At 52.1% G+C, this 15230-nt stretch carries 15 protein-coding genes and 2 pseudogenes; 8 read left to right on the top strand and 9 right to left on the bottom strand.

The features are described 5' to 3' along the window. Window positions 1-23 precede the first annotated feature (23 nt). Both AAYN39_RS18245 and sodC2 read left to right on the top strand, forming a co-directional pair. Window positions 24-920 (top strand): aldo/keto reductase family oxidoreductase, encoded by an 897-nt coding sequence (locus tag AAYN39_RS18245; protein ID WP_000250718.1) that lies wholly within the window; start codon window positions 24-26, stop codon window positions 918-920. A gap of 79 nt (window positions 921-999) precedes the next feature. Then, window positions 1000-1521, top strand: a complete 522-nt coding sequence (gene sodC2 / locus AAYN39_RS18240) for a superoxide dismutase [Cu-Zn] SodC2 (protein ID WP_000826818.1) — start codon at window positions 1000-1002, stop codon at window positions 1519-1521. Here sodC2 and AAYN39_RS18235 read toward each other — a convergent pair. Genes AAYN39_RS18235 through AAYN39_RS18225 form a run of 3 tightly spaced genes read right to left on the bottom strand, consistent with a single transcriptional unit; the run spans window position 1497 to window position 4635 of the window. After that, the gene (locus tag AAYN39_RS18235) at window positions 1497-3536 is read right to left on the bottom strand and encodes an FUSC family protein (RefSeq protein ID WP_000777620.1); all 2040 of its coding nucleotides are present in this window, start codon (window positions 3534-3536) and stop codon (window positions 1497-1499) included. The genes sodC2 and AAYN39_RS18235 overlap by 25 nt on opposite strands. Then, the gene (locus AAYN39_RS18230) at window positions 3536-4396 is read right to left on the bottom strand and encodes an HlyD family secretion protein (protein WP_001538147.1); all 861 of its coding nucleotides are present in this window, start codon (window positions 4394-4396) and stop codon (window positions 3536-3538) included. The genes AAYN39_RS18235 and AAYN39_RS18230 overlap by 1 nt, the downstream gene beginning before the upstream one ends. A 2-nt stretch (window positions 4397-4398) precedes the next feature. Beyond that, window positions 4399-4635 carry a DUF1656 domain-containing protein gene (locus AAYN39_RS18225; RefSeq protein ID WP_000649756.1) on the bottom strand — a complete coding sequence of 79 codons (237 nt, stop codon included), beginning with the start codon at window positions 4633-4635 and terminating at the stop codon, window positions 4399-4401. 194 nt (window positions 4636-4829) lie between these two features. Here AAYN39_RS18225 and slyA point away from each other — a divergent pair, with 194 nt between their 5' ends. Continuing rightward, a complete protein-coding gene (gene slyA / locus AAYN39_RS18220; protein ID WP_000764554.1) occupies window positions 4830-5270 on the top strand; it encodes a transcriptional regulator SlyA in 441 nt (146 codons plus the stop codon). A 47-nt stretch (window positions 5271-5317) separates the two neighbouring features. Here slyA and slyB read toward each other — a convergent pair whose 3' ends face one another. After that, window positions 5318-5785 (bottom strand): outer membrane lipoprotein SlyB, encoded by a 468-nt coding sequence (slyB, locus tag AAYN39_RS18215; RefSeq protein ID WP_000597179.1) that lies wholly within the window; start codon window positions 5783-5785, stop codon window positions 5318-5320. A gap of 272 nt (window positions 5786-6057) precedes the next feature. Here slyB and anmK point away from each other — a divergent pair, with 272 nt between their 5' ends. The 5 genes and pseudogenes from anmK to pdxY all read left to right on the top strand — a co-directional run. Beyond that, entirely contained in the window at window positions 6058-7179 is a 1122-nt protein-coding gene (gene anmK / locus AAYN39_RS18210) for an anhydro-N-acetylmuramic acid kinase (RefSeq protein WP_000835021.1), read from the top strand. A gap of 87 nt (window positions 7180-7266) precedes the next feature. After that, window positions 7267-7596 (top strand): annotated as a pseudogene (gene mliC, locus AAYN39_RS18205) (C-type lysozyme inhibitor). Between the two features lie 58 nt (window positions 7597-7654). Continuing rightward, on the top strand, window positions 7655-8311 hold the full coding sequence (gene pdxH / locus AAYN39_RS18200) for a pyridoxamine 5'-phosphate oxidase (protein WP_001282834.1): 657 nt from the start codon (window positions 7655-7657) through the stop codon (window positions 8309-8311). A 126-nt stretch (window positions 8312-8437) separates the two neighbouring features. Then, window positions 8438-9712: a tyrosine--tRNA ligase gene (tyrS, locus tag AAYN39_RS18195; protein WP_000168626.1), complete on the top strand. Its 1275-nt coding sequence runs from the start codon at window positions 8438-8440 to the stop codon at window positions 9710-9712. 59 nt (window positions 9713-9771) lie between these two features. Next, a pseudogene (pdxY, locus tag AAYN39_RS18190) lies at window positions 9772-10469 on the top strand (pyridoxal kinase PdxY); the annotation flags it as partial. Here pdxY and gstA read toward each other — a convergent pair. From gstA to rsxG, 5 genes are all read right to left on the bottom strand, one after another. Further along, on the bottom strand, window positions 10461-11066 hold the full coding sequence (gene gstA, locus AAYN39_RS18185; RefSeq protein WP_000765713.1) for a glutathione transferase GstA: 606 nt from the start codon (window positions 11064-11066) through the stop codon (window positions 10461-10463). The pseudogene pdxY and the gene gstA sit on opposite strands and share 9 nt — an antisense overlap. A 104-nt stretch (window positions 11067-11170) precedes the next feature. Continuing rightward, window positions 11171-12676: a dipeptide/tripeptide permease DtpA gene (dtpA, locus tag AAYN39_RS18180; protein ID WP_000100913.1), complete on the bottom strand. Its 1506-nt coding sequence runs from the start codon at window positions 12674-12676 to the stop codon at window positions 11171-11173. A gap of 600 nt (window positions 12677-13276) precedes the next feature. Beyond that, entirely contained in the window at window positions 13277-13912 is a 636-nt protein-coding gene (nth, locus tag AAYN39_RS18175; RefSeq protein ID WP_001030324.1) for an endonuclease III, read from the bottom strand. Next, entirely contained in the window at window positions 13912-14604 is a 693-nt protein-coding gene (locus AAYN39_RS18170) for an electron transport complex subunit E (RefSeq protein ID WP_001289628.1), read from the bottom strand. The genes nth and AAYN39_RS18170 overlap by 1 nt, the downstream gene beginning before the upstream one ends. 2 nt (window positions 14605-14606) lie before the next feature. Beyond that, entirely contained in the window at window positions 14607-15227 is a 621-nt protein-coding gene (rsxG, locus tag AAYN39_RS18165; protein WP_000920820.1) for an electron transport complex subunit RsxG, read from the bottom strand. Window positions 15228-15230: the final 3 nt, after the last annotated feature.

The following is a 15230-nucleotide window of genomic DNA, read 5'->3' as shown; positions in this document are numbered from 1 at the left end:
TTATTCTCTATGAGGAATCTGTTATGGTTCAGCGTGTCACCATCGCTCCACAAGGCCCGGAATTTTCGCGTTTTGTCATGGGTTACTGGCGTTTGATGGACTGGAATATGTCCGCGCGTCAGTTAGTGAGTTTTATCGAAGAACATCTGGATTTGGGCGTCACTACCGTTGACCATGCGGACATTTATGGCGGTTATCAGTGCGAAGCGGCGTTTGGCGAGGCGCTAACGCTGGCGCCGCATTTGCGGGAAAAACTGCAAATCGTTACCAAATGTGGTATTGCGACCACCGCCAGAGCGGAAAATAGGCTCGGTCATTATATTACCGATCGCCGCCATATTATTCTGAGCGCCGAACAGTCATTAAAAGATCTGGCGACAGATTATCTGGATATGTTGTTAATTCACCGTCCCGATCCGTTAATGGATGCGGATGACGTCGCCGAGGCGTTTCAACATCTACATCAAAGCGGCAAAGTGCGCCATTTTGGCGTTTCTAATTTTACGCCAGCGCAATTTACGTTGCTGCAATCGCGCCTGCCGTTCACCCTGGCGACCAACCAGGTGGAGATCTCGCCGGTTCACCAGCCTTTGTTGCTGGACGGCACATTAGATCAATTACAGCAACTGCGTATTCGTCCGATGGCCTGGTCATGTCTTGGCGGCGGTCGTCTGTTTAATGATGAGGCTTATCAGCCGTTGCGCCAGGAACTTTCCGTTATCGCGCAAGAACTCAACGCTAGTTCTATTGAACAGGTGGTCTATGCCTGGATTTTACGTTTGCCGTCGCAGCCGCTGCCGATTATTGGCTCGGGTAAAATCGAACGCGTACGCGCCGCACTAGAAGCGGAAACGCTGTCATTGTCGCGTCAACAGTGGTTCCGAATCCGCAAGGCGGCACTGGGTTATGACGTGCCGTAATCGCCAACTCGTTGACTTTCCGTTCATGTTTTCGCCAGTGGTTTACACTTAACAGGCGACCACATGTAACGGAGGTTTTATGAAGCGATTAAGTTTAGCGATGGTGACGCTGCTGGCCTGTGCGGGTGCGCAGGCTGCCAGCGAGAAAGTAGAGATGAATCTGGTGACGGCGCAAGGCGTAGGACAGTCTATCGGCACCGTCGTCATCGATGAAACCGAAGGCGGCTTAAAATTTACCCCACACCTTAAAGCGTTGCCGCCGGGCGAGCATGGTTTTCACATTCATGCCAAAGGTAGCTGCCAGCCCGCGATTAAAGACGGCAAAGCGGTTGCCGCAGAAGCCGCTGGTGGTCATCTGGACCCACAAAATACCGGTAAGCATGAAGGACCGGAAGGTCAGGGGCATCTGGGCGACCTCCCGGTGTTAGTCGTTAATAATGATGGTATCGCCACCGAACCGGTTACTGCGCCGCGTCTGAAGTCTCTTGATGAAGTGAAAGATAAAGCGCTCATGATCCATGTGGGCGGCGATAACATGTCCGATCAGCCGAAACCGCTCGGCGGCGGCGGAACGCGTTACGCCTGCGGCGTCATTAAATAACCCGGAGACAGTGTTCCCTGCGCTGGAGCCTGTTCCAGCTGCGACAGCGAACAGTGTAAACGCCAGATAATCGCCGCCAGCTCATGCGCGGCGGGTTGATGATGATGTGCGAGCGTGTCGCAGATACGCTGTAGTTCCTGTAGCGTGACGGCAAGCGGGCGTTGCTGCACGTCGCGCTCGCTCATCACATCGCGCAGCAGGGATATACAAATATCCCGCACCCGGGAAAGCGGATCGGAACGCGACTCCCAGGCGCGCAGCTGCCACACCACATGCGAGCAGTTCAGCAGCACCACTCCCCAACGTAATAACCACCGGCGCGCCAGCGCATCCTGACTATTGCTGAGCTGACTGACGTGATGATAGGTCAGCGATTCAAACTCGCTTTCGCTATGGGAAGGGTGACGGCTAAGCTGATCGACGAAATCCCGGCGTAGCGCGCGGATATGGCGGCGGCTTTTTACGGCATCGGAACCGGGGCGCAAAATCGCAAACGCCAGCCAGGAAATCGCGACGCCGACGATCTTGGCGGTATTATCGTTAAGGAAGTCGGCGAAGTCGTACACCGGTGGATTGGTCACGGCGATGAATGAGCCCATAAAAACGATAAGCTGCCCCCACAGTCCCGCCAGCTTAGGCATCTGCAGTTTAAGCAGTTGCATCGTGACGAACAGCGGAAAAAGGAAAAGCAAGAATTGCCACAGATCGGTGATTTGCACCATCAGGCCAAATTTCACCACGAAGCTGAATAAGGACAGCAGCACTAAAGTACGCATCAATAAGGAAAGCGACTTAAACGGCGTGGCGACGATGGAGTAGAGGACGCAACTGATCGCCGCCAGGGTTAATGCGCCGGGCCCGGATTCCCATTGCACGCCAATACTCCAGGCGCCAATCACCGTGAGCGTGCAAAAGGTACGCACGCCGCTCCAGATGGCCTCTGCGTTATCCGTATGCCGCGCAAGGCCGGGAGTGCGGCGGATATGGATTTGATCCACCGGCGCGCCGCTTTCGATCAGATATAATTGACGGCTGCTGCGCAGATATAGCTGGCAAAAATAGCGTAATCGCTGCCAGAACGCGAGGTGACGATAATCCTGTTCATCCTGCGGGCATAGCGGCGCAATAATCCGCGCCACGGTGTAGCTGTCCGCGCGCGGTTTTGCCAACTCAGCTAAGAGTTGTTCAATGACTTCGCGGCTGTTTTCCGGCGGCGTCGGCCAGTTTAAAAGCATTCTACGCAGACTGGAGATCACGCTGGTTAGCCGTAATTGCTGGTGTAACAATGCATTTAGCAATGCATTCTGACGGCGAAAACGGTAGTGACTCCAGAAGGCCTGAATACGCAGCAGGTTCATGGTCAGGATTTGCCCAATGACCCCCTCATGCGCGGAGCGGATAGCGTCGGTAGTCTCCGGCTGCCACAGTAGACTGGCATGTTCCAGCAAGCGCGCATGCATGTTTTTCAACGCGGTGAGCAGGGCAGTGCCATCCGATGTGCTGGGTAGGATCATCATCATCATGCCGCCACAGAGGATGCCGACGATAACTTCACATACACGTGCCTGGGCGATATCCCACAACTGCGTGATTTCTACAATATTAACCATCGGGAACGCGATGATCGCCGCCGTGTAGCCGGACAACTGGAAAGCATAAGCGGCATTATTGGTAAAATGCGCGCAGGCCCAGGTACAAAAACCGATCCAGGCGGCCATGCTAAATAAGAACAACCAGGGTTCATTCAGCGTATGGCCGGCAATAATCAACGCGGCGGTCGCGCCGAGTAAACTCCCGGCAATACGCCCCAGACTTTTACTGATTACGCCGCCTACGGTCGGAAAGCTCACCACTGCGGCCGAAGTCATCGCCCAGTAGGGCTCATCCAGATTGAGATAATAAGCGAATGTCAGCGCGAGACACATGGCAATGGTATTGCGCAACGCGTAACGCCACTGGCCGGAGGTCGCTTTAAACCAGGGCGTATTTCGCAGGGCCGGCAGGGAGAGTTTCATTACCGCTGTCCAATGGCTACGCTGCAGGTAGTGCCGGAGACGAGCGTGATATCCTGCGGCAAAGCGTCAAATTCGATACGTACCGGTACGCGTTGCGCCAGACGTACCCACGGTACGTTGGGTTTGATATCGGGCACTAAACCGGAGTCACTTTCCACGCTTTGGTCGTAAATAGCGCGCCCGATACTGCCAACGTGACCCTGTAACTTAACATTGCCACTATACAGTGTTATTAATGCAGGCTCACCTTCGCGGATATGGCGTAGTTTGGTTTCTTCGAAATATCCCATTACATAAAATGAATGGCTATCTACCAGGGCGAAAAGTGGCTTACCGGTGCTAGCATAATCACCGGTACGCGTGGAAAGGTTGGTCACCCAGCCGGATACCGGCGCTTTTACTTCCGTCTGGCTAAGCTGCCACTGCGCCTGTTTTAACGTTGCCAGTGCGACATCTACGCTGGCCTGCATCGCTTTAACATTCAGATTGGCGCTATCCAGATCTTCAGCAGAGATGTAGTTACGCGATAAATGTCGACGTCGATCGGCTTCATTATTCGCTTTTGCCAGATCGGACTGCGCTTTGGCCAACTGTGCCTGCGCGTTAAGTTCTGCAATATGGAAGGGCGTTTTATCAATGACAAAGAGAACGTCCCCAGCGTTGACGAACTGATTATCTTTGATATTGAGTTGGGTAATGCTGCCAGAAACCTGTGGCGTTACGCTGACCTGTTCCGCGCGGATTTTACCATCGCGCGTCCACGGTGACTGCATATAGTAATTCCATAACCACCACGCGGCCAGAACGGCGACGACGGCGACAATGAGAGTAGAAAAATATTTTATTGTTTTTAACGACATATTTACCACACGATCAGTAAAACGAGGCCCAGACATACGCAAAGCGTAAAGAGGGAGAGATCCATTAACAGGGGATGCCAGATTTCATCAGAGTATATCCGGTCACGCAGGAGTCGGTGAATAAACAACCAGATAACGAACCCAAGCGCAAAGGCTTTGAAGAATGGCGGAAAGTAAACAGATGCTCCCAACATGAGATCTTGTAAGGGCAATCCTGTGGCGTTGAGTATACACTTCACAAGCAATGTTCCTTTGCGTCAGACATCGATGCTTTAGTTTTAGCCAAAACCGAAGCTACAGGTGCCAGGTGCGCACTATGTCTGAAAAAATGTCTATTGGTAAGCAAATTTAGCAATACATTTGTTTTGAGAATACAAATACTGCACACTATTCTAAAATCAGCATAATAACTTAGCAAGCTAATTATAAGGAGGTGAAATTGGAATCGCCACTAGGTTCTGATCTGGCACGGTTGGTGCGCATTTGGCGTGCTCTGATTGACCATCGCCTCAAGCCTCTGGAATTGACGCAGACACATTGGGTCACGTTGCACAATATTCATCAATTGCCGCCTGACCAGTCGCAGATTCAATTGGCTAAAGCGATAGGCATTGAGCAGCCATCGCTGGTACGCACGTTGGATCAACTTGAAGATAAGGGGCTAATTTCGCGGCAAACCTGCGCCAGCGATCGTCGCGCTAAGCGGATTAAACTGACCGAAAAAGCGGAGCCGCTGATCGCTGAGATGGAAGAGGTCATTCATAAAACGCGCGGTGAAATTTTGGCTGGGATTTCTTCAGAGGAGATTGAGCTTCTGATTAAACTTGTCGCTAAACTTGAACACAACATTATGGAATTGCACTCTCACGATTGAGGTGCAGGGGCATACGTGTGGCCATGTGACCACACGTAAAGCCTGGTTTAGCGTGGAGAGACAGTAACCTGGCTGCCGTTGCTGGCCAGCACGACACGCTGACCTGCCGAGAAACGCGTATTTCCTTGTTTCTGCACAACCATAATGGTGTTGCCATCGTCTTTACGAATTTCCAGTTCCACACCCTGGGTTTTATTCATTGCGCTCTGGACGCCCTGGCCCGCTACGCCACCAGCCACCGCGCCTGCCGCGGTCGCCAGTGAACGACCCGTACCGCCGCCGATAGTGTTGCCGAGGAATCCGCCCAACACCGCGCCGCCGATAGCGCCAATCACGTTAGAATCATCACCGCCCTGAATTTGAACCGGACGAACGTTAACGATAGTACCGTACGTTACATTCTGAACTTGTTTAGCCTCGGATGCGGTATAAACATCACCCGAAAGGCTATCATTGTTAACACACCCAGCTAAGGATAACCCCATCAGTGAAACGGCCAGTACACGTTTAATCATTTACCCATCTCCTGTTCTTCACGAAACGCTATTTCAGCATCCCTATAGCTAAATTATATGGCATTTATGCAGTTAAGGTCATATCTTCTGCCGAAAGAATGTAAAAATCATAATCAGAAGTTAATTAACTAATCTTAAACGAAGTGGGAAGCAAGAAAAGATAGGTTATTGATATCCGTGGACGGCACGGCAAAAAACGTGACGCGGGCATCGCATTGCAAAATACGTTATGCCGAGTGTTAAGGCTTAACCCAGCTTAATAAGGAAGAGGTATGAAATCGGGCCGTTTTATTGGCGTTATGTCCGGGACCAGCCTTGATGGTGTGGATGTTGTACTGGCGGCAATTGATGAAACCATGGTTGCGCAACAGGCAAGTCTCACCTGGCCCATTCCCGTTCATCTGAAAAAAGGCATTCTCGATATTTGCCAGGGACAACCGCTTACGCTCTCGCAACTCGGCCAGCTGGATACCCAGTTAGGCCGGCTTTTTGCACAGGCGGTTAATGCGCTGTTAGCGCAACAACGTTTGCAGCCGCGGGATATCGTCGCCATTGGTTGTCATGGGCAAACGGTCTGGCATGAGCCGACCGGCGAGGCCCCGCATACGCTGCAAATTGGCGATAATAATCACATCGTCGCCCATACGGGGATTACAGTGGTCGGCGATTTTCGGCGGCGGGATATTGCGCTGGGCGGACAAGGCGCGCCGCTGGTGCCCGCTTTCCATCACGCGCTGTTGGGACATCCGACGGAAAAACGTATGGTCCTGAATATCGGCGGCATCGCCAATTTATCTCTGCTTTTCCCCGGACAGGCGGTGCGCGGGTACGACACGGGGCCGGGTAATATGTTGATGGATGCGTGGATTTGGCGACAATGCGCGCAGCCCTACGACAAAGACGCGGCATGGGCGAAAGAAGGTCAGGTTATTCTTCCATTGCTGCAAAAGATGTTGCGCGATCCGTACTTTGCTGCGTCGGCGCCCAAAAGTACAGGACGCGAATATTTCAACTATGGCTGGTTAGAGCGTCATCTTACGGCTTTCCCTGGCGCAGACGCGCGCGATGTACAGGCCACGCTGGCGGAGCTGACGGCGGTCTCCATCGCCCAACAGGTGCTGCTCAATGGCGGCTGCGAGCGGCTGATGGTCTGTGGCGGCGGAAGCCGGAATCCGTTAGTGATGGCCCGTCTGGCGGCGCTGTTGCCCGGTATCGAGGTTTCGACCACCGATAAGGCGGGGATCAGCGGCGATGATATGGAAGCGCTGGCCTTTGCATGGCTTGCCTGGCGAACGCTCGCGGGCCTGCCGGGAAATTTACCTTCCGTGACGGGGGCTACAGAAGCCAGTGTTTTAGGCGCTATTTACCCGGCTAACCCAATAACTCAGAGTTAACTGAATTTTTCCCGGACCCTATATCGGTAAACTAGCAAGGTCAGGAAGGGGCGTTTGCCCTTCCAGAAGCAGGAGAGCTTTCGGGATATGCCTATGAAAAAGATCGCAATAATGTTTTTACCTGTGCTGCTGACCGGCTGTAGCGTTTATCAACAATTTGTTGAACGTATGCAAACGGATACGCTGGAATATCAGTGTGATGAGAAGCCGCTTACCGTTAAAGCCAATAACCCGCGTGAAGAGGTCAGTTTTGTTTATGACAATAAGCTGCTGACCCTGAAGCAAGGAATCTCGGCCTCGGGCGCGCGTTATACCGACGGGATTTATGTTTTCTGGTCGTAAGGCGAGAGCGCCACGGTCTATAAACGAGACAGAATTGTGCTTAATAACTGTCAGTTACAAAATCCGAAGCGTTGAGATTTTCAGTATGGGGGCGCACAATAGCGCCACCCACTGATTATTTCTGATCAACGCCATGTCTGATAACAACCAATTGCAGCAGATCGCGCATCTGCGCCGTGAATACACGAAAGGCGGCTTGCGTCGCCGCGATTTACCCGCTGAACCGTTAACCTTATTTGAGCGCTGGCTTGGGCAAGCGTGTGACGCCAGACTGGCCGATCCAACGGCAATGGTCGTGGCGACCGTAGATGACAAGGGGCAACCGTACCAGCGTATCGTATTGCTCAAACATTATGATGAAAAAGGCCTAGTCTTTTATACTAACCTGGGAAGCCGCAAGGCGCATCAAATTGAGCACAATCCGCGTATCAGTCTGTTATTTCCCTGGCATATGCTTGAACGCCAGGTGATGGTGACAGGCAAAGCCGAGCGTCTCTCCACACTTGAGGTGGTGAGGTATTTCCACAGCCGTCCGCGCGACAGCCAGATCGGCGCATGGGTCTCTAAACAATCCAGCCGCATTTCCGCGCGCGGTATCCTCGAAAGCAAATTCCTGGAGCTCAAGCAGAAGTTTCAACAGGGCGAAGTGCCGTTACCCAGCTTCTGGGGTGGTTTTCGCGTGAGTATCGAACAGATGGAGTTCTGGCAGGGCGGCGAACATCGTCTGCACGATCGCTTTTTATACCAACGCGACGACGGCGCATGGAAAATCGACCGTCTTGCGCCCTAAAGATGCAAAAATCTTGTTTTAAGCACTGGTGCGGATGAATCCGCCGTTTTATGCTATGTCTCTTTCGCGTCTGGCGAAAAGTCGTGTACCGGCAAAGGTGCAGTCGTTTTATACATGGAGATTTTGATGGCAAGCAGTAACTTGATTAAACAATTGCAAGAGCGGGGGCTGGTAGCCCAGGTGACGGACGAAGACGCGTTGGCAGAGCGACTGGCGCAAGGCCCGATCGCGCTCTATTGCGGCTTCGATCCTACCGCTGACAGCTTGCATTTGGGGCATCTGGTTCCATTGTTATGCCTGAAACGCTTCCAGCAGGCAGGGCACAAACCTGTTGCGCTGGTAGGCGGCGCGACCGGTCTGATTGGCGACCCGAGCTTTAAAGCCGCCGAGCGTAAACTGAACACTGAAGAGACCGTTCAGGAGTGGGTGGCGAAAATTCGTAAACAGGTTGCCCCATTCCTGGACTTTGATTGCGGCGAAAACTCCGCCATCGCGGCCAATAACTATGACTGGTTCGGCAGCATGAATGTGCTGACTTTCCTGCGCGATATCGGTAAACATTTTTCCGTTAATCAGATGATCAACAAAGAAGCGGTGAAGCAGCGTCTGAACCGTGACGATCAGGGTATCTCTTTCACGGAGTTCTCTTATAACCTGCTACAGGGGTACGACTTCGCTTGTCTGAATAAACTGCACGGCGTTGCCTTACAGATTGGCGGTTCTGACCAGTGGGGGAACATCACTTCCGGTATCGACCTGACCCGTCGCCTGCACCAGAATCAGGTATTTGGTTTGACCGTTCCGCTGATTACCAAAGCTGACGGCACGAAATTCGGTAAAACCGAAGGCGGCGCTGTCTGGCTGGATCCGAAGAAAACCAGTCCGTACAAATTCTACCAGTTCTGGATTAACACCGCAGATGCCGATGTTTATCGCTTCCTGAAATTCTTCACTTTTATGGACATTGAGGAGATCAATGCCCTGGAAGAAGAAGATAAAAACAGCGGTAAAGCGCCGCGCGCGCAGTATGTACTGGCCGAGCAGGTGACGCGCCTGGTTCATGGTGAAGAGGGGCTGGTCGCGGCGAAACGGATCACTGAATGCCTGTTCAGCGGTTCACTGAGCGCGCTGAGCGAAGCTGACTTTGAGCAGTTGGCCCAGGACGGCGTACCGATGGTTGAAATGGAAAAAGGCGCCGACCTGATGCAGGCGCTGGTAGACGCCGAACTCCAGCCGTCACGTGGTCAGGCGCGTAAGACTATCGCCTCCAACGCTGTCACTATCAATGGTGAAAAACAATCCGATCCTGAATACATCTTTAACGATGAGGACCGTCTGTTTGGCCGCTATACCTTATTACGTCGCGGCAAAAAGAACTATTGTCTGATTTGCTGGAAATAAGGCATTAAGTAACAGGGAGTGAGAAATCACTCCCTTATTTTTGATGTTCAGGTAAAAAAATGAAGAATATCCTCGCTATCCAGTCCCATGTTGTTTTCGGACATGCGGGCAACAGCGCCGCCGAATTTCCCATGCGCCGTCTTGGCGCGAATGTTTGGCCGCTGAATACCGTTCAGTTTTCTAACCACACGCAATATGGTAAATGGACCGGCTGTGTCATGCCGCCCAGCCATCTGACTGAGATTGTCCAGGGGATTGCGGACATTGGCCAGTTAGCGCACTGCGACGCCGTACTTAGCGGTTACCTGGGATCTGCCGAGCAGGGAGAACACATTCTCGGTATTGTGCGCCAGGTTAAAGCAGCAAATCCGCAGGCAAAATATTTCTGCGATCCCGTGATGGGGCATCCGGAAAAGGGTTGTATCGTGGCGCCTGGCGTCGCAGAGTTCCATGTGCGTTATGCGCTACCCGCCAGCGATATTATCGCGCCTAACCTGATTGAACTGGAAATTCTCAGCAAACATAGCGTGAATAATGTGAATGACGCCGTGCAGGTGGCGCGAGAACTGATTGCTCAGGGGCCAGAAATTGTACTGGTAAAACATCTCGCCCGCGCCGGTTACAGTTCAGAACGCTTTGAAATGCTGCTGGTGACAGCGCAGGAAGCCTGGCATATTAGCCGTCCGCTGGTGGATTTCGGCTCACGTCAGCCGGTTGGCGCTACAGCGAGCTATCCGGCAACATGACATTAATTCAGTCCTTCCGCTTTAAGCGCTGCCGCAACGGTCGGTCTTTTTGCGACACGCTGCATATAACTTTCAATATGCGTTGACCCGTCCATATTCAGTTTTACGCCATAGGCCCAACGCAATACGGTAAACAGATAAGCGTCTGCAATGGTAAAACGCTGGCCGCAAATCCACTGGTCGTCTGAAAGCGACTCATCCACATACTGAAATTTCTTTTCCAGACCGGCGCGAACGGCGGGTTTAAGTGTTTCCGGCGTGTCAGGGCGGAACAGCGGGGTAAAGCCTTTATGCAGTTCCGTTGCAATATAGTTGAGCCATTCCAGCGTATGATAGCGAGCAAGACTACTTACCGGCGCCAGAAGCTGGCGGTCGGGAACGCTGTCGGCGAGGTACTGCATAATGGCGACGCCTTCAGTCAACAGTGTGCCGTCATCCAGCAGCAGAGCCGGAACCTGTCCTTTAGGGTTGACTGCCAGGTAATCATCACCGTTTTCCAGGCGTTTTTTCGCGAGATCGACGCCATCAAGCGTAAAGTCTTTGCCAATTTCGCGCAGGATAATATGGGAAGCAAGAGAGCAGGCACCCGGTTTGTAGAACAGTTTCATCGGTAACTCCTTTTTGCTGAGGTTTAAAGTATGGTAGTGCGGGGACGAGCAAAAAAAAAGCCGCTAACGCACAGTTAGCGGCCTGAATGTTGTTTCCCGGAAAATTAAACTGTAGCGGCTTTAGAGCCTTTTTCAGCGGTATCATCGTCCTGGGTCATACGGTTCAGCTTAGGCGCTGTCAGCAGCATCAGGACGGCGATAACGGCGGTTGCTATGCCAATCTGCATAAATACGCGACCATAGACTTCTAGGGACATCAGTGGGTCAGTCACGTCGCTCGGCACAGCCATCAGGTTGGCGACATAACCGCCGATGATGTTAGCGCCTGCCGTTGTCAGGAACCAGCTACCCATGATGAAGCCCATCAGACGCTGCGGAACCAACTGTGCGACCATTGCCAGGCCCAGACCGGAGATCATCAGCTCACCGATACTTTGCAGGCCGTAGCTTGCGATCAGCCAGTTTACGGATACGATGCCGGCATCGTTCGCAAATTTGGCGCCCAGCGGCAGAATCAGGAACGCGCCGGAACACAGCACCATACCAATGGCGAATTTCATCGGCATCGGCAGCGTATCGCCCATCCTGTTATAAATAGCGGCCAGAATCGGGCTGCCGGTAATGATCCAGAATGGGTTCAGCGCCTGATACTGTTCCGGTTCGAACGCGATACCGAGAATAGAGTGCTCGACGTTACGAATGGCAAAGAAGTTCAGCGACGTCGGCATCTGGCTGTACAGTACGAAGAAGATAATCGCCTGCAGCATCAAAATAAAGGCGACGATCATTTTACGGCGAGCCGCGCCGTGCATGGAAAACGCTTCTTTACCGAAAATAATGACGATGCCAAGAGCGATTACGCCCAGCACCATACGCGCGATATCCTGGTTGTGCAGCAGCCAGGTGGCGACCGCAATCAGAACGACAATACCCACGATTGTCAGCAGCAGATTACGGAAGTTGATCGGTTCAAAGTCGGGTTTGGAACCGTAGCTTTTCACCCAGCGCTGGCAGAAAGCAAAGTTAACGACGGTTATCAGCATACCGACGACGCTAAGCGCAAACGCGGTGCTCCAGCCATAACGCGCCGCCAGCCACGGCGTCGCCAGCATAGAGAAGAAGGAGCCGATGTTGACGGACATATAATACATCGTAAATGCGCCGTCGAGACGCGGATCGTCCTTCGCGTAACAGGTAGACAGCAGGGAAGACGGGTTAGCTTTAAACAGACCATTACCCACAGCGATAGCCGCCATGCCCATATAGACGATGCCAGCGTCATGACCAGACCATGCGACCAGCGCATAACCGATAGCCAGCACCACGGCACCCAGCATAATAACGCGTTTGGTGCCCAGAATTTTATCACCTAACCAACCGCCAATGGCGACCAGGCCGTACACCAGCGCACTGAAGGAAGAGAAAAGGGTGATGGAATCCGCTTCTGACATACCCAGTTGTTTTACCAGGTAGACGGCCATAATGCCTTGCAGGCCGTAATAACCAAAACGCTCCCATAACTCTATCGAGAAGATTAGATAGAACGCCTTCGGTTGTTTGAAAGCGTTCAAACTGACGCTTTCAGTTGGTTTTTTGTTTGCAGTAGACACTTTTACCTCTTTTTTACGCCCCGTATTAACAGGGATTGTCTGGCGCGTGATGAGTCAGACTCATCCGTCCGATTGTTATATTGGAGGGGAAACGGCAGGTAATGTTCACTATCTTTCCTCTCCAGACAAGAGCTTTGTAATAATCTGTTACATATAACTCTTCTGGTTGAATCGTCCGATGTCAGAAATGTTATCCAGCGTTAAATTTCTTCATTTGAAGAATGGCAGATTTTTACACTGCAAAAAGGCCATTAGTTTGGATAAAAGGCGATATCTTCTGCTATTTAAGGTGAAAAGCAGTGATATAGGCCATTATCTGAAAAAATGGCAGAGTAATGTTTTGTAGTGAAAACGGGGCGTCAGTCTATCCGGTTGTAAATGTAACCTTAGGTGTCATTAAATTTCACATGAAGTTATCAAAGTGATCCTGATCACGGATAGATAGAAATTTTTGCGATTAAAAAATGATTAACCTGACGTGGAGGGAAAACGAAAGCACATTACATCAGAAAAAGGACAGAGACTGGAATGATTGATGGCTAAAATAGATCCAGGCCGAAGGTGGGAGCGCGCTGGTATGACGGGCGCACTCCGACCATATCAAATATCGACTTTTTCTTTGTATTCGCAAAGGTCTTCAATGAGGCAGGAGCCGCAGCGGGGTTTTCGGGCGATACAGGTATAGCGGCCATGCAAAATTAACCAGTGATGGCAGTCCACTTTGAACTCATTCGGCACCACTTTCAGTAACTTCTCTTCTACCTGCTCGACATTTTTACCCGGCGCGAACTGTGTTCGGTTGCATACACGAAATATATGCGTATCAACGGCGATGGTCGGCCAGCCGAAGGCGGTATTTAGCACCACGTTAGCGGTTTTACGCCCCACGCCGGGAAGCGCTTCCAGCGCCGCCCGATCCTCCGGCACTTCGCCATTATGCTTGTCCATTAAAATACGGCAGGTCTTAATCACGTTTTCCGCTTTACTGTTAAATAAGCCGATGGTTTTGATATAGGATTTCACGCCTTCTACGCCCAGTTCCAGCATCGCGGCTGGCGTATTGGCGGCCGGGTAAAGTTTGGCGGTCGCCTTGTTCACGCTGACGTCGGTTGCCTGCGCGGAAAGCAACACGGCAATCAGCAACTCAAACGGCGACGTGAAATTGAGTTCCGTTGTGGGGTGCGGATTGCTGTCGCGCAGGCGCGTCAGAATTTCCAGCCTTTTTGCTTTGTTCATCAGACTTTCCCTGTTTCACCGGCCGGAACAGCGGAAGGCGCGGTTTCGGCGCGGCGTTTCTTCATTTTTTCATCAATAAGATATTTTACCGCCAGCATGAGTCCCAGACCGATAAACGCGCCTGGCGGCAGCATCGCCAGCAGGAAAGGCGAGTCGGTGTGAAATATCTCGACCCGTAATACTTTTGCCCAGCCTCCCAGCAGGCTATCCGCGCCATCGAAAAGCGTACCATTCCCGAGGATCTCGCGCAGTGAGCCCAGCACGAACATCGCGCCTGTCGCGCCCATGCCGATGGAAAAACCGTCCAACGCGGAAAGCCACGGTCCTTTTTTCGCGGCAAACGCTTCGGCGCGACCAACAACTATGCAGTTCGTTACAATCAGCGGAATAAAAATCCCTAAAGACTGATACAGACCGAACGCATACGCATTGATCAGCATCTGTACTGCGCTGACCACCGAAGCAATGATCATAACGTAAATCGGGATACGGATTTCTGCCGGCGTCCAGCGACGTAGTGCGGACACCGTAAGGTTGGTCAGCGTTAATACCAGCGTTGTGGCGAGACCCAGCCCCAGAGCGTTGGTTGCCGTAGACGTCACTGCCAGTAAAGGGCACAGGCCAAGTAGCTGCACCAGAGCAGAGTTATTTTTCCATAACCCCTGAACAACAATGTCTTTTATTTCGCTCATGGCTATTCTCCACAGGCGGTTAAATGGGGGAGCTGAGCGGGCAGTGATTCGGCGTACAGCCCGGCGCGTTTAACCGCATTCACTACGGCGCGCGGCGTTATTGTCGCCCCGGTAAATTGATCAAAATCACCGCCATCTTTTTTCACCGCCCAGTGCGTATCATTTTCACCGCTGATGGTTTTACCGCTAAAGTGGGTAATCCAGTCAGACAAACGGCGCTCAATTTTATCACCTAACCCTGGCGTCTCATGATGTTCCGTCACGCGCGTCCCCAGGATAGTACCGTTGAAATCTGCGCCAACAATAAGCTGGATAGCGCCGGAATAGCCATCTGGCGCGGTGGCCTCAATGATGGCCGCTACGGGTTTATCATCCTTGCGAGCGATAAAAACACGGTGTGTGCCTTTGCCGAGGGCGGGCGCATCGACCAGATAACAGCTCTCTTGCAGATTATTATTGTAACGATCTGGCGGCAATACCTGATCGAACAGGGCATGTTGTTGTTGCAGCGCTTGTTCGTGGATGGTTGATTTTGTCATCTGATTAATCACCGCGGTCAATCCCGTAGAGCCTGCGGCAAAAAGCGCCAGCGTAATACCGTGTTTACGAATCGTTTTCAGCATGGT

Origin of the sequence: Salmonella sp. K21076, from assembly GCF_039650795.1 — a bacterium.
GTDB classification, from domain to species: domain Bacteria; phylum Pseudomonadota; class Gammaproteobacteria; order Enterobacterales; family Enterobacteriaceae; genus Salmonella; species Salmonella enterica.
This window is presented reverse-complemented; position numbering and strand designations above follow the sequence as displayed.